This window comes from Streptomyces tropicalis, assembly GCF_029269835.1.
Classification (GTDB): domain Bacteria; phylum Actinomycetota; class Actinomycetes; order Streptomycetales; family Streptomycetaceae; genus Streptomyces; species Streptomyces tropicalis.
On the sequence record NZ_JARJBB010000005.1, the window covers coordinates 162,510 to 187,624 of the forward strand.

Sequence of the window (25,115 nt, forward strand, 5' to 3'; positions counted from 1 at the left end):
TCCGAGCGGTGCAGGGGGCGGGAAGATCCCCGCCCCCGACCCGGTTGGTAGAAGCGTGAACGAAATGCGCGAGGTCGACGTGGTCGTCGTCGGCGCCGGTCAGGCCGGTCTGTCCAGCGCCCATCACCTGCGGCGGGCCGGTTTCGTGCCGGACCGGGACTTCGTCGTGCTCGACCGCTCCCCCGGTCCGGGCGGCGCCTGGCGGTACCGGTGGCCCTCTCTGACCTTCGGCAAGGTGCACGGGATGCACACCCTGCCGGGGATGGAACTGACCGGAGCCGATCCCGCCCGGCCGTCCTCCGAGGTCGTGCAGGAGTACTTCGCCGCCTACGAACAAGCCTTCGACCTGCGGGTGCGACGGCCGACCGTGGTCCGGTCGGTCCGCGAGGGCACCGCCGGACGCCTGCGCGTCGAGACCTCCGACGGAGCGTGGGGGACGACGGCGCTGATCAATGCCACCGGCACATGGGACAGGCCGTTCCGGCCGCACTACCCCGGCCAGGAGACCTTCCGCGGACGGCAGCTGCACACCGCCGGATACCGCGGGCCGGAGGAATTCGCCGGACTGCGGGTGGTCGTCGTCGGCGGCGGGGCGTCCGGCACCCAGCATCTGCTGGAGATCGCGCCGTTCGCGGCCGCGACCACATGGGTGACCAGGCGGCCGCCGGTGTTCCGGGAGGGCCCGTTCGACGCGGAGGCGGGCCGGGCCGCGGTCGCACTGGTCGAGGAGCGGGTACGGCAGGGGCTGCCACCGCGGAGCGTCGTCTCGGTCACCGGACTGCCCCTCAACGACGCTGTCCGGCAGGGCCTGGCGGACGGGATCCTGGACCGGCAGCCGATGTTCGACCGGATCACCCCGGACGGTGCGGTCTGGCGGGACGGGCGGCACGTGGCCGCGGACGTCATCCTCTGGGCGACCGGTTTCCGGGCCGCACTGGATCATCTGACCCCGCTGCGGCTGCGGGAGCCGGGCGGCGGGATCCGCGTCGAGGGCACCCGCGCCGTCGCCGATCCACGCGTCCACCTGGTCGGGTACGGGCCCTCGGCCAGCACCGTCGGTGCCAACCGGGCCGGGCGGGCCGCGGTGCGGGACATCAGGGGGCTGCTGTCCCGTGACTCCGCCGCGGCCTGAGACCCGGATCACCTCGCCGACCGCGGGCCGCCGTCCACGCCGTCACGCCGTCACGCCGTCACGCCGTCACGCCGTCACGCCGTCACGCCGTCGGCTCCAGGCTCGCGTCGCGGCGGACCAGCGCGGCGTAGCGCCCGTCGAGGGCCAGGAGTTCCTCGTGGGTGCCGCGCTCGGCCACCCGTCCGGAGTCGAGCACCACGATCTGGTCGGCCGCCCGGACGGTGGACAGGCGGTGCGCGATCGTGAGGGTGGTGCGGTTGGCCGACAGGGCGTCGATGGCCTCCTGCACGGCGGCCTCGGTACGGGTGTCCAGGGCGCTGGTCGCCTCGTCGAGAAGGAGGACGGGCGGGTCGCGCAGGATGGTGCGGGCGATGGCCAGGCGCTGCTTCTCGCCACCGGAGAAGCGGTGACCGCGCTCGCCGACCACGGTGTCGTAGCCGTCGGGGAGGGCGGCGATGTGGTCGTGTATCTGCGCCGCCACGGCGGCCGCGCGCAGTTCGTCGTCGGTGGCGTCCGGCTTCGCGAAGCGGAGGTTCTCGGCGACGGATGCGTGGAAGAGGTACGTCTCCTGGGAGACCACGCCCACCGCGCGGGCGAGGGTGTCGAAGTCGAGGTCGCGGACGTCGACGCCGTCCAGGGAGACCCGGCCACCGGTCACGTCGTAGAGCCGCGGCACCAGATACCCCAGCGTGGACTTGCCGGCGCCGGTCGGGCCGACGATCGCGAGGCTGGTGCCGGCGGGGACCGTGAGGTCGACGCGGTCGAGGATCGGGCCGCTCCTGCCGTCGTAGTGGAAGGAGACGTCGTCGAAGCGGACCTCGCCGCGGACGCGGTCCAGGTGGACCGGCTCGGCGCGCTCGGTGATGTCGACCGGCAGGTCCAGGTACTCGAAGATGCGCTGGAAGAGAGCCAGCGAGGTCTGGATCTGCACCCCGGTCGACAGCAGGCTGACAGCGGGCCGGAAGAGCCCCTGCTGCAGCGAGACGAAGGCGACGATCGTGCCGATGGAGGCCCCGGGTCCGCCGAGTTGCAGCGTGACGCCCGCGGTCCAGTAGATGACGGCCGGCATGGCGGCCATGACGATCGTGATGACGGCCATCCGCCAGCGCCCGGCCATGTTCGACCGCACCTCGAGGTCGACCAGGCGCTCGGACTCCTCCGCGAACGACGCGGTCAGCGAGTCGGAACGGCCCATCGTGCGGCCGAGCAGGATGCCACTCACGGAGAGTGACTCGGTGACGGTGGCCGCCATCGCGGCCATCTGCTTCTGCCGCTGGGTGGTGATCTTCTTGCGTTCGTTGCCGACCCGTCGGCTGATCCACACGAACACCGGCAGCAACAGCAGGGAGACCACGGTGAGCCGCCAGTCGAGGGCGACCATCGCGACGATGGTGGCGACGACACTGGTGAGGTTGGAGACCAGGGAGGTGGCCGTGGAGGTGACGGTGGCCTGCATGCCGCCGATGTCGTTGGCGATGCGGGACTGCACCTCGCCGGTGCGGGTGCGGGTGAAGAAGGCCAGCGACATGCGCTGCAGCCGGCCGTAGACGGCGGTGCGCAGGTCGTGCATGACGCGCTGGCCGACGGTCGTGGAGATCAGGGTCTGCAGGACGCCGAAGACGCTGGTGAGGACGGCGCTGAGGATCATGCCGAGGGCGAGCAGGCTCAGCAGCCCGGTGCGGCCCTGCGGGATCGCGACGTCGAGGGTCGCCTTCAGCAGGAAGGGCGTGGCGACGGAGACCAGGGAGGCGGCGCCGACCAGCAGGCCGACGATCGCGAGGCGGCCACGGTAGGGCCGGAAGAGGGCGAGGATGCGACGGACCTGACGCGGCTGTTCCTTCGCGTCGGCGGGTGGCGTCCAGACGGGCGGTCGGTCGGGGTGCATGGGCTCCTACGGAGGTGGGCGGGCACCGGCGCGGGAATGCGGACGGTGACGGCTGACGGATCCTAGCTCATTGTTACCTATGTTCACAATGAACGCCGTCCTGATATTGTTCCCGCATGACCACCCCCGACCCCGACGGGCTCCTCGCCGAGCAGTTGCTGCGGCTGACCCGACGGGTGCACCGCATCCAGAAGCGTCATCTGGAACAGCACGAGCTGGGCATCACACCGGCCCAGTCCCGGCTGCTGCGCACCCTGGCGCACTTCGGCGACCCGCCCCGCATGGCGGACCTCGCCGCGTACCTGGAGGTGGTGCCCCGCGCGGTCACCACCCTCGTGGACGGCCTGGAGGCGAGCGGCCGGGTGCGCCGGGTGCCCGACCCGGCCAACCGGCGGGTGATCCGGATCGAGCTCACCGACGAGGGGCGCAGCACCCTGGGCGTCCTGCGCGGAGCGCGCCGGGCGGCCGCACAGGAGATCCTCGCCCCTCTGACGGGCGAGCAGCGCGAGGCCCTCGGCGGGCTGCTGGACACGCTGGTCGGCACGGAGCACACGCACGCGCGCCACTGCTGAGGCCCGGCGCGAGGGGCGGGGCGGCCCGCCCGTTCGCGTCCTCCTCGCCGGACGCTCGGGCCACGTGGGCCGCTCGGGCTCTTCGGTCGCCCCGGCTCCGTGGGGTGAACCGGCCTCGTACGCCACTCCGGCTTCGTGGGCCGCCCCGGCTTCGTGGGCTGCTGTCCGGGCTGCCAGCTGCTCGCCGCGAGCGGGGGCGCCCGGCCCGGGCGCCGAGACGGTACTGGTCCGAGCCCGGGCGGGGAGGCCCGGGCCCCGCCGCCTCGCCCCGCCGACGCGCGGAGGCGGTCCGTGGCGGCGGACTCGGCCCGGATCAGCAGCCGTTGCGGTCCCGGGTGAGCACCCCCTGCACCGTGGTGAGGGTGTGGTCGTAGCAGCCTCCCGCGCCGTGCAGCCGATAGCGCTCGCTCGTCGTCGCGGCGGCATGGCGCTGCTCGCGCGGCACGTTCAGGGTGTAGGCGGCGTCGCCCGTGTAGGTGTCGTCGAGCCAGGTCCGGGACGTGCGCCGCCCGCCCCGGGTACCGGCCACCGCGGCGCGGTCACCGAGGGTGAGCTCGGTGCGCAGACGTCCGTCGGAGCCGATGACCGTCGTGCCGTTCATCGTGTAGGTGCGGTGGGTCCGCGTCGCGGTGGCCGGACGCCCGTGCGTCGCGACGGTCACGGTCTCGTCGTCGGTCCAGGTGGCGTCGAGCCCGTCGGTGTTCTCCCCGTCGGTCCAGCGGTGGACGGAGGTGTTGGCCAGACTGCGGGCGACGGTGGTGCTGACCCGGCCGTGCGAGGTGTCCACGTAGCCGGCGACGGTCAGCCGGTGGCCGCCCCGGGTGTCCACGCGCTGCTCCGGCCCGGGAGTGTAGGCGGCGGTGTCGGCGAGATCGCCCGCCCGGTCGACGGTGAGGACGCCGCCGACGTGCTCACGGTGGGCATCCTGCCAGACGAGCACGTTGACCGGGGTGCTCCAGCCGGCCTGACCCTGTGGCACTCCCGCGACCGAGACCTCGATCCGGTGCGGCCGGCCGTCGTTCAGGAGTCCGGCGAACGGCGTCAGGTCGTACTCGATCGGCCGGACGTCGAAGGCCCGGGGCGCGGCAAGCACGTACCACAGGAAGGGGTTGGACCAGCCGCCCGTCCACACGGTCGGGAACGGCGACGCGATTCCGGCCAGCCGGCCGTCGACCCTGATCTGCACCTCCCGGTACGGCCCCCGGTCCGCGGTGCACGAGTACGGTGCCTGCTTCGGCACCGCCAGATACCAGAACTCCTCGCACCCCCCTCCCGAACCGGTGGCGTACACCTCCGCGACGATGCGCTCGCTGTTGCGCGGGGTGGTCAGCGCGGTGCCCCCGGCGAGAGTGAGGACACGGTCGGGCACGGCCGCGGGCCGGGTGTCTCGGTCCGCGGCGTAGAACGTCAGCGTGGCCCTGACATCGAGCACGCCGGTGTAGGTGTCGTCGACGACGTTGCCGATGAGCATCTCGACGTCCTCGGCGCGGCGGAACGTGTCGCTGTAGCGCGTGACGTCCTTCTCCACCGACCAGGAGATCCCGTCGGGCGAGGGCTCCGGCGTCGAGGTGCGCAGGATCTCCACCCCGCCGACGTGCAGATAGCCGAGCCGGTCGAACTGCCGTCCCTTGACCTTGCCGTCGAGCCGCAGCACCACCTTGCTCCAGCGGCTGCCGCAGCCGCGCGGCGGCGTGTACCGGCCGCGGTACGGCGTGAAGTCCCGGAACTGCGTCTCGGCCAGGGTGACGCGGCAGGCCGCCCCGGGAGGCCGGGCCACCGGGGGTGCCGCGGTGACGGGATCGTGCCAGTCGGTTCCGAACTCGGTCGGAGGCTCAACCGGTCGACCGGCCGGGACGGACGCCTCCGTGCGCCCCCCGGCCGACTGCGCCGGAGCCGCACCGAGAAGGGTGCCCGCCAGAAGCGCCGCCCCGGTGAGCATGCACATGATTACCCGATGTCTCATGGCCCGTGTTCTACGGGGAGTCGGCGGCGACCGCAATGGCGCCCGTCGCCCGGCAGCCCGGGTCGGCCACCCCTGCCGGAACATGTCTGCGGGGGAGCGATCGCACTCCGTCCGGGCGACTGTCCCCCGTACCGTCGTACGAGGGTCCCGTCCCGGCCGTCCCCTCCCGTCAGTACCGATCCCGGGCGGCCTTCAGATTGGCCCGGTCCCCCATCACCACGACCGGCTTCTGCTGGGGGTCGAGTCTGCGCAGCAGGAACCGCATCGCCCGCTCGGGCACACTCACACAGCCCAATGTGCCGTCACCGTGGTCGAGATGGAGCCAGATGCTGCCCCCCTTGTCCTTGCCGAGAGGACGCGTGGGGTCGTCGGGGCGGGTGCCTCGCAGCCGGTTGTAGTCGATGGCGATGACGTAGTCGAAGTCGTGCCAGTGCGCCTCGTCCCACTCGTAGGGGGAGACGAAGGCGTCCTCGTCCTGGGTGTACGGGAGCTGCGCTCCCGGATCCTCCAGGAGGCCGCCGGCATCGGAGAGGGAGAAGACTCCGACCGGGGTGCGCTCGTCGCCGTCGTGATGATCGGTGGTCCAGCCCCGCTTGCCGTTGTGCGACGGCCAGCTGCGGATGCGCTCCCACCTGGCTCCGTGCTTCTCGTAGAGCACCAGCGTGCCGTCCGGGGAGCTCTCCCCGTCCCCGTACACGGCCACGATCTGGCGCGAACCGGCAGGTACGTGCCGCCACAGCCGGTCCCCCACACCTGGCACACGGGGTGGCTCCACCGGACGGGGCCGGACGCTCGCGTCCGTACCGCCGGGCCTGGGGACGCCACCGCCGTGATCGGTCACCGTCCGGGGGCCGCCGCACGCGGCCAGAACCGACATGAAGAACCCACAGGTCGCCGCGGCGACCATCGCTCGCCTTGTACCACTCAGCATGATCCCATCGTGGGCACCGCGCCCAGGATGATCCACTTGAGTTGGGCCAAACAGTCTCACCCCACGTCATTTCACCCGGCCCAGTGCCTACTTGCGGCTGACGACGGGCCTCGGGAGCCTGGTCCGCGGGGGTCCGCGGGGGTCGGCAGGAGTCCGCGGGGTGGGGAAAGGGGCGGGGGCGGATCGAGGCCGGGTACGGCACGGGACCGGCGCCGGTCCGCACCCCACGTCCCGGAAAACCGGTTGCCTTCCGCCACGCTGCGACGCGACCCTGTCACGGCTTGTTGCCCGGGCCGCCTCCGCCTGCTCTCCCCCGCCCGATGCCGGCCGCCCTCCTCCCCTCGACCCGTCACTCTTTCCGCCCCGACTCGAGCTCCTGGGACGCCATGCGAATCCAAGACCTTCCGTACTCCGACCCGGGTGTACCCGACGCACGCTCAGGACCTCGATTCCTGTGGTGGCTCGGGCGGAACCAACTGGGCGTTCAGGCGAAGGCCCTGGCCTGGGGACTGCTGCACTTCACCTCCGTCTCCGCCCTGCCGTTCTGCGTCGGGCTCGCTGTCCAGGCCGTCGTCGACCGGTCCGCCGCCCACCTGGTCCGGGCCGGCGCACTGCTGGTGGTGTGCTGCCTCGGCAACGCGCTCGGCGACACCTTCCTGCACCGCGCCGCCGTCACCAACTGGATCACTGCCGCAGCCCGCGTCCAGCAGCTTCTGGCCCGTCAGGCCACCCATCTGGGTGCGGGGCTGACCCGGCGGGTGGCCGCGGGCGAGGTCGTCGCCGTATCCACCGGTGACGTCGAGAAGATCGGCTGGTTCGTGGAGGCGGTGTCGCGGTTCACCGCCGCCGCTCTCACCCTCGTGCTGGTCTCCGTGGGTCTGATGGTCTACCAGCCCGCCCTCGGTGCGGTCGTCGCCGTGGGCCTGCCCCTCCTCGCGATCGCGGTCCTGCCGCTGCTGCCCCGCGCGACCCGGCGCGCCGACCTCCAGCGCGAGAAGGCGGGCCGCGCCACCGAACTGGCCTCGGACACCGTCGCCGGGCTGCGGGTGCTGCGCGGCATCGGCGGTGAGGAGCTGTTCCTCGCCCGCTACCGCCGGGCCTCACAGGAGGTGCGGCAGGCCGCTGTGCGCAGTGCCCGCATGTGGTCGCTGATCTCGGCGATCCAGGTGATGCTTCCGGGGCTGCTGCTGATCGCGGTGGTCTGGCACGGCGTCCAGTTGGCCCGCGCGGGCCGTGTCACCGTCGGCGAACTGGTCACGGTCTACAGCTCGGTCATGGTGCTCACCTACCCTCTCCGGTACTTCGAGGAGATCGCCATGGCCTACTCCTTCTCCCGCCCCTCGGCCACCAGGACGGCCGGGGTGTTGTCCCTGACGCGGTCCACGGAAACCGCCGGGAGCGGGACGACGGACGAGGTCCCCCGAGGGGATCTGCACGACCCGCTGACCGGCCTGATCGCGCCGTCCGGCCGGCTGACCGCCGTGGTGTGCGGCGACCCGGACGCGGCGGGCCGGCTGGCGGAGCGGCTCGGTGGCCACCCGGCCGAACGCAGCACCTCGGCCCGGCTCGGCGGTGTCCCGCTCGACGAGCTGTCCCTGACCTCCGCACGCACGGCCGTCCTGGTGCAGGACAAGGACCCGGTCCTGCTGTCGGGGTCGCTGCGCTCGCTGCTCGACGTGCCGCGTTCCGGCGCCGTGGACGCGGAGGACGCGCTGACGGCCGCTCAGTGCGGAGACGTCCTGGAAGCACTGGCGCAGGCGTCGGTGGGCGCCGAGGACCCGATGGACGTACGCATCACCGAGCGCGGCCGGTCCCTCTCCGGGGGCCAACGCCAACGTCTGGCGCTGGCCCGTTCCCTGGTCACCGACCCGGAGGTGCTCGTCCTCGACGAACCGACCTCCGCCGTCGACTCGCACACCGAGGAGCGGATCGCCGCGGGCGTGCGCGATCTGCGCTCCGGGCGCACCACGGTGGTGTTCACCTCCTCGCCGCTCGTTCTGGAGCTCGCCGACCGGGTGGTGCTGGTGCAGGAGGACGCGGTCGCCGCCGTCGGCACGCACCGCGAGCTTCTGGGGGCCGAGCCCGCGTACCGGGCGGTCGTGACGCGGGAGACCGACGGGGAGCCTGCCGCCCTGGCGGCACAGGTGGCCGGTGCCGGCATGCCGGGCGCCGGTGCGAGCACGTCGTCCCGGCAGACCGCCGAAGCGGCGCCCGGCCGGGACGACGCGGCCGGAACGCTCGGTCCGCACCGGGACGGTCGGGACGGTCTGCCCGAGGCCGGGCACGCTCCCGGCCGCCGCCGACCCGTGGAGGACGACGAGGGCGCGCTCGCCCGGTCCGCGCCGCCTGACGCCCGGACCGCGCCGCGCGGGCTCCGGCACGAGATCGAGGAGAACGCATGATCGGCGTGGCCCCGCCGGCGTACGACCCGGCGGCTCCGACGACGGCGAGCACTCTGCCCGTCGGCGCCCCCGCGACCGTGCGCGCCTACGTCGCCGAACTGTTCCGCCGCCATCGGCGTGCCTTCCTGCTGCTCGTCGCCGTGAACACCGTGGCCGTGCTGGCCTCCATGGCGGGTCCGTGGCTGCTGGGCGATCTGGTGGAGCGGGTGTCGGACCGGTCCGCCCCGTGGCATCCGGGGCTCACCGTGACCCTCTTCCTGCTGGCCCTGCTCGTCCAGGCCGTCTTCGTGCGGCAGGTGCGGCTGCGCGGGGCGATGCTCGGCGAGCGGATGCTGGCCGACCTGCGCGAGGACTTCCTCGTCCGCTCGGTCGGGCTGCCGCCCGGTGTCCTGGAGCGCGCGGGCACCGGCGACCTGCTGTCCCGCATCACCACCGACATCGACCGGCTCGGCAACGCCATGCGCGAGGCAGTGCCCCAGCTCGCGATCGGAGTGGTGTGGGCCGTGCTGCTGCTCGGCGGTCTCGTCGTCACCGCGCCGCCGCTCGCCGCCGCGGTCCTGCTTGCCCTGCCGGTGCTGGTGGCCGGCTGTCGCTGGTACTTCCGGCGCGCACCGTCCGCCTACCGGGCGGAGGCCGCCGGGTACGCGTCCGTGGCCGCCGCCCTCGCCGAGACCGTCGACGCCGGACGCACCGTGGAGGCGCACCGCCTCGGCGACCGGCGCCGGGCCCTGTCGGACCGGCGGATCCGGGAGTGGACCGCCTGGGAGCGCTACACGCTGTGGCTGCGGTCGGTGCTCTTCCCGGTCATCAACGTCACCCATGTGACCGTCCTCGGATCCGTGCTCATGGTCGGCGGCGTGTTCGTCCTGCACGGCTGGATCGGGGTGGGCCGGATGACCACGGGCGCCCTGATCGCGCAGATGCTGGTCGACCCGGTGGGGCTGATCCTGCGCTGGTACGACGAGCTGCAGGTCGCGCAGGTGTCGCTGGCGCGTCTGGTCGGGGTGCGGGACATCGAGCCGGACGCGGGGGACGCCTCGGCGGAACCCGGCGGACGGGACGTGCACGCGGACACGGTGCACTTCGGGTACCGGGAGGGCGTCGACGTGCTGCGGGAGGTGTCGCTGCGGGTCCCGCCCGGCACCCGGATGGCGCTGGTCGGACCCTCGGGCGCCGGCAAGTCCACACTGGGCCGGCTGCTGGCGGGGATCTACGCGCCCCGCGCGGGCCGGATCACCCTTGGTGGCGCCGAGCTGTCCCGGATGCCGGCCGAGGTGGTGCGCTCCCATGTAGCGCTCGTGAACCAGGAGCACCACGTCTTCGTCGGCTCCCTCCGCGACAACCTCCTGCTGGCGCTGCCGCCCGCCCGGCTGGGCCCGTCCACGGAGTCCCACGGTGCGGCCGCCGACGGGGACGGCGGCGTCGGCACCGGCTCCGCCGCCGGGGGTGTGGAAGCCGAGCTGTGGGCGGCGCTGGCCGCGGTCGACGCCGACGGCTGGGCGCGGGCTCTCCCCGAGGGCCTCGACACCGAGGTCGGCTCGGGCGGAACCGCGCTCACCCCGGCCCAGGCCCAGCAGATCGCGCTGGCCCGGCTGGTGCTCGCGGATCCGCACACGCTGGTCCTGGACGAGGCCACCTCGCTCCTCGACCCGCGGGCGGCCCGCCATCTGGAGCGGTCGCTGGCCCGCGTGCTCGACGGCCGCACCGTGGTCGCCATCGCCCACCGGCTGCACACGGCCCATGACGCGGACGTCATCGCCGTCGTCGAGAACGGCCGCATCAGCGAGCTCGGCGGCCACGACGAGCTGGTGACGGCGGGCGGTCCCTACGCGGCCCTGTGGAGGTCCTGGCACGGCTGAACGGGACCGCACCCGGCCGGTCGCGGGCACATCGGCCCGCGGCGCCGGGCGGGGACGTCGTCACGGTTCGGCGCCGTGCCGTTGCGCGGTGGCGAACAGGGGTGGAAGTCTGGGAAGGGGCACCGGCCCGGGGAAGGCCGGGGAGCCCCCGGGATCGCGCAGAGCACGACCCGTGCCCCGTACGTCGGCGGCCGCCGGCCGCCGACGGTGAGCACGGGCCCGTCCCCACCCCCTGGAGGTACTCGTGGACAGCGCCGACGGATGGGGAGACGACGTCTACCAGCCCGATGACGGTGCCGAGGTCAAGGATGACGCCGGGCTGCTCGACGTGGAGGACACGCTGGAGAACGACGGCGTCGACGATCCCCTGGACCGGGGCTGGTCCCCTCCGGAGCGGCCCTGGGCGGTCGAGCACACCGGTGTGACCGCGGCGGAGGGCCGAAGGGGCGAGACGCTGGATCAGCGGCTCGCCGAGGAGCTGCCGGACGTTCTCCCCGCTGACGGCGACGACCTCGGCGACTGCCAGGGCACCGACGGCGAGCTCCTGGACAACGAGGTCGGGGCGGCCCGCTCCGGCCGTCTCGTCGCACCCGACGAGGGGGCTCACGAGGACGAGGAGAGCGCGCTCGTCGCCACCGATGTGGGCATCGACGGGGCGGCCGCCTCCGCGGAGGAGGCGGCGATGCACGTCGTGGACGAGGGGCCCCTGTCCGGCTGACCGTTCCGGGCGCCTGCCGGTGACTCCCCCGTGTCCGTGGCGTGCCAGGCCGCGCCGCACCTGCCGTGCCGGCCCGGGCATCTGCCGTTCCGCCCCACGAGCCGGAGGCCGCGGAGTCCTCAGATGAAGTTCAGCGCCGCAGCGCAGCCCACTCCGCCCAGCAGCATGAACGCCGGCATGAGCACCTTCAGCTCCACCCAGCTGCCGGCCCGGAACCGCATCACCTTCGGCGGCCCCAAGGGGTACCAGCGCTTGCGGCCCACCGGTATCGGCCACAGGATCGGGCAGCCCGAGACCGTCAGGGCGTCCCCGATGTCGTGCACCAGCGCCCCGAGCACGATCGGCAGCCCCAGCCACAGGTACCCCTGGCCCGGCGCCGTGAACAGCCAGTGCGCGCCCTTGCCCGGCTTGGCCAGGATCCCGCCGAGGATCCACGCACTGGTCGCGGCCAGCAGCCATACCAGGACATCGCTGCTGGAACCGCGGGCGGCCCGCCACAGCAGACCCTCGATGGCCAGCACCATATGGACGAAGAGGATGCCCAGCACCGCCCAGCGTCCGCCGGTGATCGCCGCGACCGAGGAGCCCGCGCCGACCAGCACCGCCCACAGCCAGGTGTGCGTCAGCGTCCGGTGGCCGCCGGAGCGGCGGGCGTCGCCCGGCTTCCTGGTCGCCTTGTAGACGGCGTACGACAGCCTGTCGACGATCTCGCAGATCCAGCGGGAGATGGGTCCGAAGGCGCGCGAGATCGTCGCGGCCTTGTGATCGAGATCGGGGGCGAGGGCGGCGCCCGCGCAGATCAGCGCTCCCACCAGCAGTACCGGCCAGGGCATCGGATGACCGGCGGCTGCGGCCGCCGCTCCGACGCCGAGCCAGGCGGCGGCCCCCGACAGTGAGTGTGCTGGTCCCATCATGGCCGTTCCCCGCCCCGTTCCTCTTGCACCGCTGTCGAGTTGACCCGCTGCGTCGTTGATCCGTCGACCGCCCAGCGTATCGTTCATGATCTTCGAACCGGCAGCCGATTCCCGTCTCGGACGGGTCGGCAGGCAAGATGGGGGCGTGACCCTCATCGATCAGCTGCCGCCGACCGCCGACCCCGACGCCCTCTACGAAGCCTTCGAGTCGTGGGCCCAGGAGCGCGGTCTCACGCTCTACTCCCATCAGGAGGAGGCGCTGATCGAGGTGGTCTCCGGCGCGAACGTGATCGTGTCCACGCCCACCGGCTCCGGCAAGAGCATGATCGCGGCGGGTGCGCACTTCGCGGCCCTCGCCCGCGACGAGGTCACCTTCTACACGGCGCCGATCAAGGCCCTGGTGTCGGAGAAGTTCTTCGAACTGTGCAAGATCTTCGGCACCGAGAACGTCGGCATGCTCACCGGCGACGCCTCCGTCAACGCCGACGCCCCCGTGATCTGCTGCACCGCCGAGGTGCTGGCGTCGATCGCGCTGCGTGACGGCAAGGACGCCGACGTCGGTCAGGTCGTGATGGACGAGTTCCATTTCTACGCGGAGCCCGACCGCGGCTGGGCCTGGCAGATTCCGCTGCTCGAACTGCCGCAGGCGCAGTTCGTCCTCATGTCCGCCACGCTCGGCGACGTCTCCTTCTTCGAGAAGGACCTCGCCCGGCGCACCGGCCGTCCCACCTCCGTGGTCCGCTCGGCCACCCGCCCGGTCCCCCTCTCCTACGAGTACCGGCGCACCCCCCTCACCGAGACGCTCACCGACCTGCTCGACAGCCGGCAGTCGCCCGTCTACATCGTCCACTTCACCCAGGCGCAGGCGGTGGAGCGGGCGCAGGCGCTGATGAGCATCAACATGTGCTCGCGCGAGGAGAAGGAGCAGATCGCCGAACTGATCGGCAACTTCCGTTTCACCACCCGCTTCGGCCGCAACCTCTCCCGTTACGTCCGGCACGGCATCGGCGTCCACCACGCCGGCATGCTGCCGAAGTACCGGCGTCTGGTGGAGAAGCTGGCGCAGGCCGGCCTGCTGAAGGTGATCTGCGGTACCGACACCCTCGGCGTGGGCGTCAACGTGCCCATCCGCACGGTGCTGTTCACGGCGCTCACCAAGTACGACGGCAGCCGGGTGCGGACCCTGCGCGCGCGGGAGTTCCACCAGATCGCGGGCCGTGCGGGGCGTGCCGGCTTCGACACCGAGGGCTTCGTGGTGGCACAGGCTCCTGAGCACGTCATCGAGAACGAGAAGGCTCTCGCCAAGGCGGGCGACGACCCGAAGAAGCGTCGGAAGGTCGTCCGCAAGAAGGCGCCGGATGGCTTCGTCGCCTGGTCCGACACCACCTTCGACAAGCTGATCACCTCCGAGCCGGAACCGCTGACCTCCCGCTTCCGGGTGACGCACACGATGCTGCTGTCGGTGATCGCCCGTCCCGGCAACGCCTTCGAGGCGATGCGGCGGCTGCTGGAGGACAACCACGAGCCGCGCAAGCAGCAGATCCGGCACATCCGGCGGGCCATCGCGATCTACCGCTCGCTGCTGGACGGTGGAATCGTCGAGAAGCTCGACCAGCCGGACGCGGAGGGCCGCATCGTCCGCCTCACGGTCGATCTGCAGCAGGACTTCGCGCTCAACCAGCCGCTGTCCACCTTCGCTCTCGCCGCGTTCGAACTCCTCGACCCGGAGTCCCCGTCGTACGCCCTCGACATGGTGTCCGTCGTGGAGTCCACGCTCGACGACCCGCGGCAGATCCTCGCCGCCCAGCAGAACAAGGCGCGCGGCGAGGCCGTGGCCGCGATGAAGGCCGACGGGGTCGAGTACGAGGAGCGCATGGAGCGCCTCCAGGACGTCACCTACCCCAAGCCGCTGGAGGAGCTGCTCTTCCACGCCTACGACACGTACCGCAAGAGCCATCCGTGGGTCGGGGACCATCCGCTGTCCCCGAAGTCGGTGATCCGCGACATGTACGAACGGGCGCTGTCCTTCACGGAATTGGTCTCGCACTACGAGCTGGCTCGCACCGAGGGCATTGTCCTGCGCTACCTCGCCAGCGCCTACAAGGCCCTGGAGCACACCGTCCCGGACGACCTGAAGTCGGAGGACCTGGAGGACCTGATCGCGTGGCTGGGTGAGATGGTGCGCCAGGTGGACTCCAGCCTGCTGGACGAGTGGGAGCAGCTGGCCAACCCGGCGGAGATGACCGCCGAGGAGGCCCAGGAGAAGGCCGACCAGGTCAAGCCCGTCACGGCCAACGCGCGCGCCTTCCGTGTGCTGGTGCGCAACGCCATGTTCCGCCGGGTCGAGCTCGCCGCGCTGGACCAGGTCGACGAGCTGGGCGGGATGGACGCGGAGGCCGGCTGGGACGCCGAGGCGTGGGGCGCGGCCATGGACGGCTACTGGGACGAGTACGACGACCTCGGTACCGGCCCCGACGCGCGCGGCCCCAAGCTGCTGGTGATCCAGGAGGAGCCGCAGAACGGGCTGTGGCGGGTGCGCCAGATCTTCGACGACCCCAACGACGACCACGACTGGGGGATCAGCGCGGAGGTCGATCTCACGGCCTCGGACGCGGAGGGCCGCGCGGTCGTCCGCGTGACCGCCGTCGGACAGCTGTGAGCAGCGGAGAGGCCCGCCCATGACGAACCCGGCCGAAAGACTCGTCGACCTGCTCGACCTGGAGCAGATCGAGGTGAACATCTTCCGCGGCCGCAGTCCGCAGGAGTCCCTGCAGCGCGTCTTCGGCGGCCAGGTCGCCGGGCAGGCGCTGGTGGCCGCCGGGCGCACCACCGACGGGGACCGTCCGGTGCATTCGCTGCACGCGTACTTCCTGCGGCCCGGCCGGCCCGGGGTGCCGATCGTGTACCAGGTCGAGCGGGTCCGGGACGGCCGGTCCTTCACCACCCGCCGGGTCACCGCGGTGCAGCAGGGCCGCACGATCTTCAATCTGACCGCCTCCTTCCACAAGCCTGAAAAGGGAGATTTCGAGCATCAGCTGCCTCCGGCCCGCACGGTGCCGGACCCCGAGACCCTGCCGACCGTCACGGACGAGATCAGGGAGCATCTGGGCACGCTGCCGGAGCAGTTGGAGCGGATGGCGCGACGCCAGCCCTTCGACATCCGCTACGTGGACCGACTTCGCTGGACGAAGGGGGAGGTCGAGGGGGCCGAGCCGCGCAGCGCCGTGTGGATGCGGGCGGTCGGACCGCTGGGCGACGATCCGCTTGTGCACACCTGCGCGCTGACCTACGCCAGCGACATGACGCTCCTGGACGCGGTACGGATCCCGGTCGAGCCGCTGTGGGGCCCGCGGGGCTTCGACATGGCCTCCCTGGACCATGCCATGTGGTTCCACCGGCCGTTCCGTGCGGACGAGTGGTTTCTTTACGACCAGGAGTCCCCCATCGCCACCGGCGGGCGCGGTCTGGCCCGCGGACGCATCTACGACGTGGAGGGGCGGCTGCTCGTGTCGGTCGTCCAGGAGGGACTCTTCCGCTCGCTGTAGGGGCGGATGCCGCCGGGCCGCGGGCTCAGGCGGATCTGTGGAAGATGCGCCGCATCAGGCCGCAAGCACGCCGGGGACCATCGGGCACGCCGCGGTGGTCGTGTCCTGCCCGGCGACCCCCGGACGAGTGCCCGACGGCCGGGTCCGGGCCGCGGTCGTGCGCTCGCGCCTCGTCGACGGCGTTCGTCAGATCGGCCCGGAGCCAGGCGACTTCGTCGGGCTCGTCGGCCGTCATGAGGCGCTCCACTAGCCGGGCGGCGGGCGAACCGGATGTGCCGAGCGGAGAGTGCCGGGACCGCAGGCGGTCCAGTACCGCGCGTTCGCGGGGATCCGTGACCGCATGGGCCACCTGGTCCGGGGTGAGGAGCGAGGCGATGGCGGCGGCCCTGGCCCAGGGATCGTCGGTCACGCGGAGCAGGAAGCCCAGGTGCCGTCCGCGCCAGTTGCGCGGACGGAGATCGAGTCCCCCGGCCAGCTGGTCCCTCAGGCCTTCGGGCAGCGCGCGGTTGAGGAGCGGCGCGTTCCTCTCGTCGGCGGCGAATCGCTCCAGGTCGTCGGTGAGATACAGCCACACGACGGCCCGGTAGCGATTCAGGTAGAAGGAGACCGGGACCAGGAGGCCGAGGCGGGCGAGCCGGGTGAACCGGGCTCCGGTGATCCCCAGGCGGGCCGCGCCCGCGCGGGTGCCTGCGGTGGCGACGCGCTGCCGGAGGCCTCCCGGGAAGCCGTCCTGGGCGCGCAGCCGGTCGATCTCGGCCCGGGCGACGCGGCGGCCTCCGCCGCCTTCGTCGGGCAGGGTGCGCAGGAGGCCCAGGTGGACGGCCAGGTCGTACTCGCTGCGCCTGAGGCCCAGTTCCCGTGCCGCGCGGCCGGGGGCGAAGGACGTTCCCCCGTCCCTCGTCCCCGATGCCTCCGCGGCCGGAGCGTCGTGCGTGATGGTGTCGCCGGACATGTGTGCCCCCGTGGTGAGTGCGGCCCGCGCCGTGTGCGTCCGCCTGCGAAAAACCGTAGCCGGGATCGCACGCTGCGCGCCGAGCCTGTGGACAACTCCACCGCGGTGACGAAACTGCAGGTCAGAAGTCGGTGGCGCGAGCACGCTCGGGTCGGCGTTCACCGACGTCGAGGTGTTCGCCGACCCGGTTCACCAGCAGGGTCATCTCGTAGCCGATCTGGCCGATGTCGGCCTCGGCGCCGCTGAGCACGCACAGGCAGCTGCCCGTGCCGGCCGCGGTGACGAACAGCACCGCGTCGTCGAACTCGACCATGGTCTGGCGCACGGTGCCTGCGCCGAAGTGGCGTCCCGATCCCTTGGCGAGGCTGTGCAGCCCGGACGACACCGCGGCGAGGTGTTCCGCGTCCTCGCGCCGCAGCCCCGTGCTGGCCCCGGTGACCAGCCCGTCGTTGGACAGGACCAGTGCGTGCCGTACGTGTTCCACCCGCTGGGTCAGGTCGTCGAGCAGCCAGCCGAGTGTCTGGTTCTGCGCCATGTGCGGTCTCCCCGTGTGACGTATCCCCCTGGTCCGGAGGATCTCCCGCCAGCCTTCCCCAGGACCGCTGTCCCGGCAAGAAGGATGGGGACATGGCACAGAAGATGTCCGATGAGGAATGGCGGGCCTTCGTCTCGCACGGCACCCGCACCGCCAAGCTGTCGACCGTGCGGGCCGACGGAAGCCCGCACATCGCGCCGGTCTGGTTCCTGCTCGACGGGGACGAGGTGGTGTTCAACACCGGGAAGGACACGGTGAAGGGGCGCAACCTGGCCCGTGACGGCCGGGTCTCGCTGTGTGTGGACGACGACCGGCCGCCGTTCACGTTCGTGGTGCTGCAGGGCCGGGCGCTGCTGTCGGAGGACCTCGAGGAGGTCCGGGGCTGGGCCACCCGCATCGCGGGCCGCTACATGGGCGAGGACCGCGCCGAGGAGTTCGGTGCACGCAACGGCGTCCCGGGCGAACTCCTCGTGCGGGTCGCGATCGACAAGGTGGTGGCACTGAAGGACCTGGCGGACTGAGCGCGGCAGACGACGCCCCCGTGAAGTGCCGTCGGCCCCACGTCCGTTCCCGTCTACCCGACGGCGGCGAGCAGCCGGGCGGTGTGCATCCGCCCGGCGTACTCGACCAGTTGGATCAGCATCTCCTTCCCCGAGTCTCGGTCGCGGGCGTCGCAGAGGACGACGGGTGTTCCCGGGTCGAGGTCGAGGGCCCGGGCGACGTCGTGGGGCTGGTGGGCGCGGGCGCCCGGGAAGCGGTTGACGGCCACCACGAACGGGATCCGCCGGTGCTCGAAGTAGTCCACCGCCGGGAAGCAGTCCTCGAGCCTCCGGGTGTCCGCGATGACCACGGCTCCGAGCGCGCCGAGCGCCAGCTCGTCCCACAGGAACCAGAACCGGTCCTGTCCGGGCGTCCCGAACAGGTAGAGCAGCAGATCGGGCCGGATGGTGATGCGCCCGAAGTCCATGGCGACCGTAGTGGTGGCCTTGTCGTCCACCCCGTGGGTGTCGTCGACCAGTTGCCCGGACCGGCTGAGCGCTTCCTCGGTGCGCAGCGGGCGGATCTCGCTGACCGCACCGACCAGGGTGGTCTTCCCCGCACCGAATCCGCCGGCGACCAGTATCTTCAGGACGAGGGGAGCTGTCTCGCCGTACGGGGCGTCGGTGGGCTCGGATGCCATGGATCACTTCTCTCGGGAGGGACGGGCGTGCGAGGTCAGCATCATGACAAGCACGACACTCTTTCGGGTGATGCGACCACTATTTCCCCGATCTGATCGCCTCGCGCCCATCCACTGCCCAGGTGCACACCCGGTCGAGACCGGAAGGGTCGCGGTGCGGGGGCACTCTCCGATCGGCCGCGCTCGCCTCGCCCTGCGGCATGAGGGATCATGCGCAGCATGAGCGACGACCGCACACAGGTCCAGGAGTTCTTCACCGCCCGCGCCGCGGACTGGGACAGCCGCTTTCCCGACGACGCTCCCGCCTATGCCTCCGCTGTGGCCGAGTTGGGGCTGCGCACGGGCGACCGGGTGCTGGACGCGGGCTGCGGCACCGGGCGCGCTCTGCCTCCACTGCGCGCGGCCGTGGGCCCGTACGGACTCGTGGTCGGGGCCGATCTGACTCCCGCCATGCTGCAGGCCGCGGTGCGGGCGGGCCGGGACCGGGACGGGTGGCTGCTGCTCGCCGACGCCGGCGCACTCCCACTGCGGTCCGGATCGCTCGACGCGGTGTTCGCGGCCGGACTCATCGCCCACCTGCCGCAGCCGGCGGAGAGTCTGCGGGAGCTGGCGCGTGTGGTGCGCCCCGGCGGCACGCTGGCGCTGTTCCATCCGGTCGGCCGCGCCGCTCTCGCCGCGCGCAAGGGGCGGCGCCTCACTCCGGACGACCTCCGTGCCGAGTCCAACCTCGGCCCGCTGCTGGCCGGGTCGGGGTGGCGCATGACGTCGTACGCCGACGAGACCGCCCGCTTCCTGGCGCTGGCCGTGCGCACGGGCTGACCGGCATCGCCATCCCGCGGGCCGATCACGCCCCCTCGGGACAGCAACTGCCCCGTGTGCGGCGCCGGTCCCGCCGGCCCTGAGTCACAGCCGCCCCGAGACAGCGGCCGCGAACACGTCCGGGTTGTCGAACATGATGTTGTGCCCCGCCCCTGGCACGGTCACCACGCGGACTCCCGACGCCTCCAACGCGTCCCTGCCCTCCAACGCGCCGCTCAACTCGCCCTGCAGATACAGACGCTCCACGTCGAGGCCCTGAAGAATGTGGCGCATGGTGGGGTCCGACCCGCGACGCAGGTGCACCGCGCTGCGGTGCAGGGCGCGCGGGCCGGCCAGCCGCATCGTCGCCGCCCAGAGCGGTCCCGCCTTCTCCAGCACGCGCGCGTGACCGCCGTCGACGAACTCCTCCTCACCGAAGGACGCGATCCCGCTGCTGCCGGCCGTGGCCGGCGGGTAGGGGTCGAGATTGGCCTCCGTGAGGACCAGCCGGGAGACCAGGCCGGGCCTGCGGTGGGCCAGTACGACGGCGACGGAGCCGCCCATGCTGTGCGCGATCAGTTCCGCCCCGGTCAGCTCCGCCTCGTCCAGCGCCGCGGCCAGGGCGTCTGCGTGCTCGGCCAGCGCGTAACCGTACTGCTCCGGGCGATCGCTGATGCCGTGTCCGGGGAGATCCACGAACAGGCTGCGGCGGCCCGCGACATCGGGACGGGCCGCGATGTGCGCATGGTAGGCGGCGGACATCGCTCCCAGTCCGTGCACGTACACCCGCGCGGGCTCCTCACCGGGCGTCTCCGTCCAGCGGACGACACTTCCCCTGCCGTCGAACTCGGCCTGCCGCATGGCTTCCCTCCCTCATGGACCACCGCGCCGGACAGCGACCCTTGAGGACCATACCTCGATCACGATGTATCCCTCGACCGGTATAGATAACTTCCGAGGTATCACGGGATGCGGAAGAATGCAGGAATGCTGGAGTTGGCCATCCTCGGGTTCCTGTACGACGCACCGCTGCACGGGTACGAACTGCGCAAGCGCATCACCGCATTGACGGGGCATGTGCGCCCCGTCGCCGAGAGCACCCTCTATCCTGCGATCAAGCGCATGGAGAAGGCCGGGCTGCTGGAGCGGGCGACGGAGCCCGGTGCGGTGGCCGCGCCGCGCCACGTCCTCACGCTCACCGAGGACGGCCGTCGCGAGCTGCGCGGGCGGCTCGCCGAGCCGGTGCAGCGGGACATCACCGACGAGAACCGCTGGTTCACCGTCCTGGCCTTTCTGCGGCACCTCGGCGATCCTGCGGCGCAGGTAGCCGTACTGCGCCGTCGGCAGGACTTCCTCCAGAGCCCGTCGAGCTTCTTCTACGAAGGCGACCGGCCGGTGCGCGCCGAGGAACTGGACGACCCCTTCCGCAGCGGCATGCTCACCATCGCGCGTGCCACGTCCCGGGCCGAACTGGGCTGGCTCCGCACCACGATCGCCTCACTCGACGAAGCCGCCCGCTGAGTCACCGGCGCGCCGCACCGGGCAGCCGCGCAGACCGGGGACGGGCCGGGTGCCGAGGTCGGCCACCCGGTAGCCCTCCGGGTAGCTCCTGATCTCCCGGTTGTGCCGCGCGAAGTGCGCGGTCCGCCGGGGCGGCAGAAGCCGTACAAGACGCCCTCGGGCCCGCACGGCCCGGCGAACGAGCCTGCGGGTCGAGTCCGACGGCGCCTCGTAGCCGAAGGCACGAAGCAGTGGTTCGTCGAGCAGGGCGAGGGCCGCCGTACGCAGGAGGGGCGCGAGGGGACGGGGATACCAGGAGGCCATCAGGTCGAGCGTGGCGTCGGAGACGCTCCGGGCCTGCTCGTCCGGGGCGAAACAGGCCTTCTCGTAGGCGTCCAGGTGGGCCTCGAAGTCCGCGTAGGACTCGGGGATGTCCTGGATGCCCATGTGCCGGCCGAGGGTGCGGTAGTGGACGGTGGACGCGACGGTCTCGTGCTCGGACAGCCTGCGCCAGCCATAGGCGTCGATCCACCGCTTCGGCATGACCACGAACGTGCAGAGCACGTAGCGCATGTCGTCGTTGCCGATGTCGTAGCAGCGGTGCATCTGGTTGATGCGGCGGACGGCGGCGCGGCCCTGCTCGGCGGTGAAGCCGTGCTCGACGACGGCATCGAGGAGCAGGGAGGTGTCGTCGTAGCGCTTCTGCGTGCGATCGGTGAGCTCGGCGGTCTCGGCGAGCAGACGGCCGATGCTGGGAACGGCGTACGTGCGGTAGAGGGCGAACTCGAGGGCACGGGTCACGTCCCAGGGGAACTCGTGGGCGACGGTGAGCCGGTAGATCTCCGTCGCGTCGGCCACCGGGTCCATCCGGCGGATCCGCTCGAGCCGCTCGAACCGTTTCACCGTACCGTCCCCCTTCTGCCGCCGGGGCTCCAACTCTACGTTGAGTAGCAGCAGATGAGCGATCAGTGCAGGAAACCGCGCAGGAAGAGGTGGCCCGCGATGTTCGACAGATTCCGCACATCCTTCACCAGACTTCTCACCACACCGGGTTCGGACGGCGGCGCCCGGGACCGGCGTGCGCCCAACCTCTTCGAGGCCGCGGCCACCTATGTGGCGGCCTGCGCGGACGACGACCGGGACGGGATGGACGAGGCGGCCACCTGGGTGTCGCCCGAAGCGCTCTCGTACGGAGTGAGCGAACTGGCGTGCCGCGCCGTGATCACCCTGGCACGCGAACGCGGCGAGTCGCCGCAGGCGGTGGCCCGGTCCCTCCTCGGTCTCCCGGCCTCCCGAACCACGGGCGCCTGATGGTCGTTTCGCCCCTCTCCAGGTGGAAAACTGCAGGTCCACGCGTGCACGGAGTCGTGACAACCACCTTCCGGTCCCACTAGGGTGCGCGCCGTACGACGAACGATGGGGAGGCTGGGATGGCTGGGACGGACGAGGAAGCCGTCGCTGCCGCGGACGACGCGCTCTATGTGCTGACGGCGGTACTGCTGACGCCGGCGCAGTTCCCGAGCGTGCTGGGCGACGACTACCCGGAGGCCTGTACGGCGCTCGGTCTCGCGCCGCGCGCCGACGGGTACGGGCTGGTGCTCGGCCAGGACGGTGAGGGCGCCAGGTGGACCGTGGTCATCGACGACGTGTCGCTCGTCGCCGTGGCGATCGCGTCCTGGGACTGCGGCATGGAGTACGACCTCTCGCCCGACGAGCGGACGGTGGTCGCGGCCCTTCCCGGCTGGCCGCTCGCGGTCGCCGTCGCGGCGCCCGGGGTGCCCGCACCCCACGACCCCGACCCGGAGACGGCGGACGGGCCTCCGCTGTCGCCGCCCGACACCAGCGTCTGGGGACCGGCCCAGCGTCGGCTGGGCGCCGACGAGATCGCACTGCAGTGGGCGGCATGGCGGGGCCAGCTCGACGACGACGAGTTCCTCGCTCCGGGTGACGGTGCCACGTCGGACGAGGCGTCAGCAGGAGTCGACGGCCCGGAGCAGTCCGGTACGGGGGGTGCGAGGACGCCCGCGGGCCACGGCGGGATCCGGCGTGTTCTCGCCGAGGCGCACGCCTACGTCGCCTCCCCGCCACCGCTGGGCCGGGTCCGGTCGTCCTTCGCTCCGGGCGAGGCCCGGACGCTGCGCGCCGACGGTCCAGGCTGGTCGATGGTGGCCCGCACCGACGACATCGCCTTCGTGCTGCTCGACGACGAACCGGGGGAGGTCCTCCCGGTGGGCCGGGGGCGGGAGTTGCCGCGTCTGCTGGAGGCTCTCGACAAGATGGCGGTCCGCCCCAGCTGATCGCCGGCCGACCCTGCTCCTCCGCACGACGCCTCCCCTCCGGGCATGTTCCGCCCCGCCATCCCGCGACGCAGCTCCATGTGGTCCCGGCCCATGGGCGGGGCGGGACCAGGGCCGCAGGATGGGGCAGCTCCGGGCTCTCCCGCCCGTGCTGCCCCACCCGTCGCGTCGCTCCTGGAGGCCGTCATGCGTCTTGCCCGAGGTGTCCCGCTCGTTGCCGCCGCTCTGGTTGCTGCGGCCGCCACCTGGCCGGTTCCCGCCGGTGCCGCGTCCGCCGGAGGGGCCTGCGCGGGCCGGGACGGCGTGCGGGTGCCCGGGGCGGCCTTCCAGCAGAGCGCCTGCCTGCCGGATCTGACCACGACCGGGCTCGCGGGCACCGCGTACACGGATCCGGCCGATCAGGCCGGGCTCACGGCACGGGCGACCCGCACCCCCTCCGGGGTGCCCGGGATGCAGATCGACGGCTACTTCCCCGACTCGTCCCACTTCAACGCCACGCACGGCTGGAAGCACGACGCGCAGTTCGTGATCCGGCTGCCCGACCGCTGGAACGGCGGCCTGGTCGTCACCGGAGCCCCCGGCACCCGCAAGCAGTACTCCACCGACAAGGCCATCTCGGACCGGGTGCTTGCCGAGGGGTACGCCTACGCCGCGACCGACAAGGGGAACAGCGGGCCCGACTTCTACCGCGACGGCACCCGGCCCGGCGACGCCGTCGCCGAATGGAACATGAGGACCACCCAGCTCACCCGGGCCGCGCGGCGAGTCGTCGCCCAGCACTACGGCCGTGCGCCGCGGCGGACCTACATGACCGGGATCTCCAACGGCGGCTACCTCACCCGCTGGCAGCTGGAGCACCATCCGGAGCTGTACGACGGCGGGGTCGACTGGGAGGGCACGCTGTGGACCGCCGACGGCCCGAACCTGCTCACCTCGCTGCCCACGGGGGTGGCCCGGACCCTGGGCAGGGCCGACGACGCGGACATGTACGCGGCGGGCTTCGCCCGGGGCTCGGAGTTCTTGTGGCCGTACCACGAGCAGGCGTACTGGGGCGTCACCCAGAAGACCTACCGTGCCGAGTTCGACCCCTCCTACGACGCCGCCTGTCCCGGCGCGTCCGCGGGGAGCACGGTGCAGGAGATCCTCGCCCCGTGTCCCTCCGATGCCTCGTACGACTACGCCTCCCGCCCCGCGGCGGTCCACCGGGCCGTGGCCCGTGTGGCGCTGACCGGGCGGATCGGCAAGCCGATGATCACGCTGCACGGTGACCTCGACGCCCTCCTGCCGAAGGCCGTGGACTCGGACGTGTACGCGCGCATGATCCGCGCCCGAGGGCGGGACGGTCTGCACCGGTATTACACGATCCAGGACGGCACGCACGTGGACGGCCTGTACGACACGTATCCGGACCGGCTCCGTCCCATCCTGCCGTGCTACTGGTCGGCCTTCGACCGCCTGGTGTCCTGGGTGGAGCGCGGGGTACAGCCGCCCTCGGACCGGACCGTGGCCAGGCCGGCGAGCGGCGACGTCGTCAACTCGTGCGACCTGACCGGCGGGGCGGCGCGGGGGCGGTGACGCCTCAGCGGCCGAGCTCCTTGCGGCCGGCGCGGCGCAGTCTGCGTCGCTGCGAGGGGTCCAGCGCGAGGTAGGCGGCGGCCGGGACTCCGAGCACGATCAGCAGCGAGGCCCACCAGGGCAGCCAGATCAGCAGGATGAGCCCGACCGCCACACCACCTGCGGCGATCTTCGCGTTCGTCGACATGTGTCGCCTCCTCCACAGCCACTGCGGGTCTCTGTGGTGAGAACGGGTCTGCGGGTCCCGCAGTTCCGCCCCACACCCCTGATCCGCCCCTGAGCCGCCCCTGAGCCGCCCCTGAGTCGCTCCCGGGGAGCGGCCCGGTACCAGGTCCGGTCGCACGGCTCCTCCGGACA

23 protein-coding genes are annotated in these 25,115 nt (G+C 72.3%); 13 read left to right on the forward strand and 10 right to left on the reverse strand.

Going from position 1 to position 25,115, the window contains the following annotated elements; translation table 11 throughout:
- Positions 1-55 precede the first annotated feature (55 nt).
- Positions 56-1,132, forward strand: a complete 1,077-nt coding sequence (locus tag P3H78_RS12215; protein WP_276108943.1) for an NAD(P)-binding domain-containing protein — start codon at positions 56-58, stop codon at positions 1,130-1,132.
- Between the two features lie 82 nt (positions 1,133-1,214).
- On the opposite strand, the gene P3H78_RS12220 is transcribed toward P3H78_RS12215, so the two are convergent.
- Complete coding sequence (locus P3H78_RS12220) at positions 1,215-3,017, reverse strand: ABC transporter ATP-binding protein (RefSeq protein ID WP_276108944.1); 1,803 nt, start codon at positions 3,015-3,017, stop codon at positions 1,215-1,217.
- A gap of 116 nt (positions 3,018-3,133) precedes the next feature.
- Here P3H78_RS12220 and P3H78_RS12225 point away from each other — a divergent pair, with 116 nt between their 5' ends.
- A complete protein-coding gene (locus P3H78_RS12225; RefSeq protein WP_276108945.1) occupies positions 3,134-3,589 on the forward strand; it encodes a MarR family winged helix-turn-helix transcriptional regulator in 456 nt (151 codons plus the stop codon).
- A 313-nt stretch (positions 3,590-3,902) separates the two neighbouring features.
- Here the strand turns inward: P3H78_RS12225 and P3H78_RS12230 are convergent, their stop codons facing one another.
- Both P3H78_RS12230 and P3H78_RS12235 read right to left on the reverse strand, forming a co-directional pair.
- The gene (locus tag P3H78_RS12230; protein WP_276108946.1) at positions 3,903-5,552 is read right to left on the reverse strand and encodes a peptide-N4-asparagine amidase; all 1,650 of its coding nucleotides are present in this window, start codon (positions 5,550-5,552) and stop codon (positions 3,903-3,905) included.
- A 169-nt stretch (positions 5,553-5,721) separates the two neighbouring features.
- Positions 5,722-6,312 (reverse strand): L,D-transpeptidase family protein, encoded by a 591-nt coding sequence (locus P3H78_RS12235; RefSeq protein WP_313884400.1) that lies wholly within the window; start codon positions 6,310-6,312, stop codon positions 5,722-5,724.
- A 557-nt stretch (positions 6,313-6,869) separates the two neighbouring features.
- On the opposite strand from P3H78_RS12235, the gene P3H78_RS12240 reads away from it, so the two are divergent.
- From P3H78_RS12240 to P3H78_RS12250, 3 genes are all read left to right on the forward strand, one after another.
- Positions 6,870-8,885, forward strand: a complete 2,016-nt coding sequence (locus P3H78_RS12240) for an ABC transporter transmembrane domain-containing protein (RefSeq protein ID WP_276108947.1) — start codon at positions 6,870-6,872, stop codon at positions 8,883-8,885.
- The gene (locus tag P3H78_RS12245; RefSeq protein ID WP_276108948.1) at positions 8,882-10,744 is read left to right on the forward strand and encodes an ABC transporter ATP-binding protein; all 1,863 of its coding nucleotides are present in this window, start codon (positions 8,882-8,884) and stop codon (positions 10,742-10,744) included. The genes P3H78_RS12240 and P3H78_RS12245 overlap by 4 nt, the downstream gene beginning before the upstream one ends.
- Positions 10,745-10,988: 244 nt before the next feature.
- Positions 10,989-11,462 (forward strand): DUF5709 domain-containing protein, encoded by a 474-nt coding sequence (locus P3H78_RS12250; RefSeq protein ID WP_276108949.1) that lies wholly within the window; start codon positions 10,989-10,991, stop codon positions 11,460-11,462.
- 119 nt (positions 11,463-11,581) lie between these two features.
- On the opposite strand, the gene P3H78_RS12255 is transcribed toward P3H78_RS12250, so the two are convergent.
- A complete protein-coding gene (locus P3H78_RS12255) occupies positions 11,582-12,376 on the reverse strand; it encodes a metal-dependent hydrolase (RefSeq protein WP_276108950.1) in 795 nt (264 codons plus the stop codon).
- Between the two features lie 85 nt (positions 12,377-12,461).
- Here P3H78_RS12255 and P3H78_RS12260 point away from each other — a divergent pair, with 85 nt between their 5' ends.
- A complete protein-coding gene (locus P3H78_RS12260; protein ID WP_276108951.1) occupies positions 12,462-15,035 on the forward strand; it encodes a DEAD/DEAH box helicase in 2,574 nt (857 codons plus the stop codon).
- 19 nt (positions 15,036-15,054) lie between these two features.
- Positions 15,055-15,921: an acyl-CoA thioesterase gene (locus tag P3H78_RS12265; RefSeq protein ID WP_276108952.1), complete on the forward strand. Its 867-nt coding sequence runs from the start codon at positions 15,055-15,057 to the stop codon at positions 15,919-15,921.
- Between the two features lie 25 nt (positions 15,922-15,946).
- Here P3H78_RS12265 and P3H78_RS12270 read toward each other — a convergent pair whose 3' ends face one another.
- Entirely contained in the window at positions 15,947-16,873 is a 927-nt protein-coding gene (locus tag P3H78_RS12270; RefSeq protein WP_276108953.1) for a DUF6397 family protein, read from the reverse strand.
- 121 nt (positions 16,874-16,994) lie between these two features.
- A complete protein-coding gene (locus P3H78_RS12275; RefSeq protein WP_276108954.1) occupies positions 16,995-17,408 on the reverse strand; it encodes a roadblock/LC7 domain-containing protein in 414 nt (137 codons plus the stop codon).
- A gap of 92 nt (positions 17,409-17,500) precedes the next feature.
- Between P3H78_RS12275 and P3H78_RS12280 the strand changes: the two genes are divergently transcribed.
- Complete coding sequence (locus P3H78_RS12280; protein ID WP_276108955.1) at positions 17,501-17,929, forward strand: PPOX class F420-dependent oxidoreductase; 429 nt, start codon at positions 17,501-17,503, stop codon at positions 17,927-17,929.
- A 53-nt stretch (positions 17,930-17,982) separates the two neighbouring features.
- Here the strand turns inward: P3H78_RS12280 and P3H78_RS12285 are convergent, their stop codons facing one another.
- Positions 17,983-18,588 (reverse strand): GTP-binding protein, encoded by a 606-nt coding sequence (locus P3H78_RS12285; RefSeq protein ID WP_276108956.1) that lies wholly within the window; start codon positions 18,586-18,588, stop codon positions 17,983-17,985.
- A gap of 219 nt (positions 18,589-18,807) precedes the next feature.
- On the opposite strand from P3H78_RS12285, the gene P3H78_RS12290 reads away from it, so the two are divergent.
- On the forward strand, positions 18,808-19,407 hold the full coding sequence (locus tag P3H78_RS12290) for a class I SAM-dependent methyltransferase (RefSeq protein ID WP_276108957.1): 600 nt from the start codon (positions 18,808-18,810) through the stop codon (positions 19,405-19,407).
- Positions 19,408-19,491: 84 nt separating this feature from the next.
- Here P3H78_RS12290 and P3H78_RS12295 read toward each other — a convergent pair whose 3' ends face one another.
- Positions 19,492-20,247 (reverse strand): alpha/beta fold hydrolase, encoded by a 756-nt coding sequence (locus P3H78_RS12295; RefSeq protein WP_276108958.1) that lies wholly within the window; start codon positions 20,245-20,247, stop codon positions 19,492-19,494.
- Between the two features lie 126 nt (positions 20,248-20,373).
- On the opposite strand from P3H78_RS12295, the gene P3H78_RS12300 reads away from it, so the two are divergent.
- Positions 20,374-20,907, forward strand: coding sequence for a PadR family transcriptional regulator (locus P3H78_RS12300; RefSeq protein ID WP_276108959.1), 534 nt, complete (start codon positions 20,374-20,376; stop codon positions 20,905-20,907).
- Here P3H78_RS12300 and P3H78_RS12305 read toward each other — a convergent pair.
- On the reverse strand, positions 20,884-21,789 hold the full coding sequence (locus P3H78_RS12305) for an oxygenase MpaB family protein (RefSeq protein ID WP_276108960.1): 906 nt from the start codon (positions 21,787-21,789) through the stop codon (positions 20,884-20,886). The genes P3H78_RS12300 and P3H78_RS12305 overlap by 24 nt on opposite strands.
- Before the next feature lie 99 nt (positions 21,790-21,888).
- Between P3H78_RS12305 and P3H78_RS12310 the strand changes: the two genes are divergently transcribed.
- The 3 genes from P3H78_RS12310 to P3H78_RS12320 all read left to right on the forward strand — a co-directional run bounded on the left by P3H78_RS12310 (position 21,889) and on the right by P3H78_RS12320 (position 24,758).
- The gene (locus P3H78_RS12310) at positions 21,889-22,197 is read left to right on the forward strand and encodes a hypothetical protein (RefSeq protein ID WP_276108961.1); all 309 of its coding nucleotides are present in this window, start codon (positions 21,889-21,891) and stop codon (positions 22,195-22,197) included.
- A 119-nt stretch (positions 22,198-22,316) separates the two neighbouring features.
- A complete protein-coding gene (locus tag P3H78_RS12315; RefSeq protein WP_276108962.1) occupies positions 22,317-23,183 on the forward strand; it encodes a hypothetical protein in 867 nt (288 codons plus the stop codon).
- Between the two features lie 186 nt (positions 23,184-23,369).
- Positions 23,370-24,758, forward strand: a complete 1,389-nt coding sequence (locus tag P3H78_RS12320; RefSeq protein WP_276108963.1) for a tannase/feruloyl esterase family alpha/beta hydrolase — start codon at positions 23,370-23,372, stop codon at positions 24,756-24,758.
- 4 nt (positions 24,759-24,762) lie between these two features.
- On the opposite strand, the gene P3H78_RS12325 is transcribed toward P3H78_RS12320, so the two are convergent.
- Positions 24,763-24,945: a tail-anchor membrane protein gene (locus tag P3H78_RS12325; protein ID WP_276108964.1), complete on the reverse strand. Its 183-nt coding sequence runs from the start codon at positions 24,943-24,945 to the stop codon at positions 24,763-24,765.
- Between the last annotated feature and the right edge of the window lie 170 nt (positions 24,946-25,115).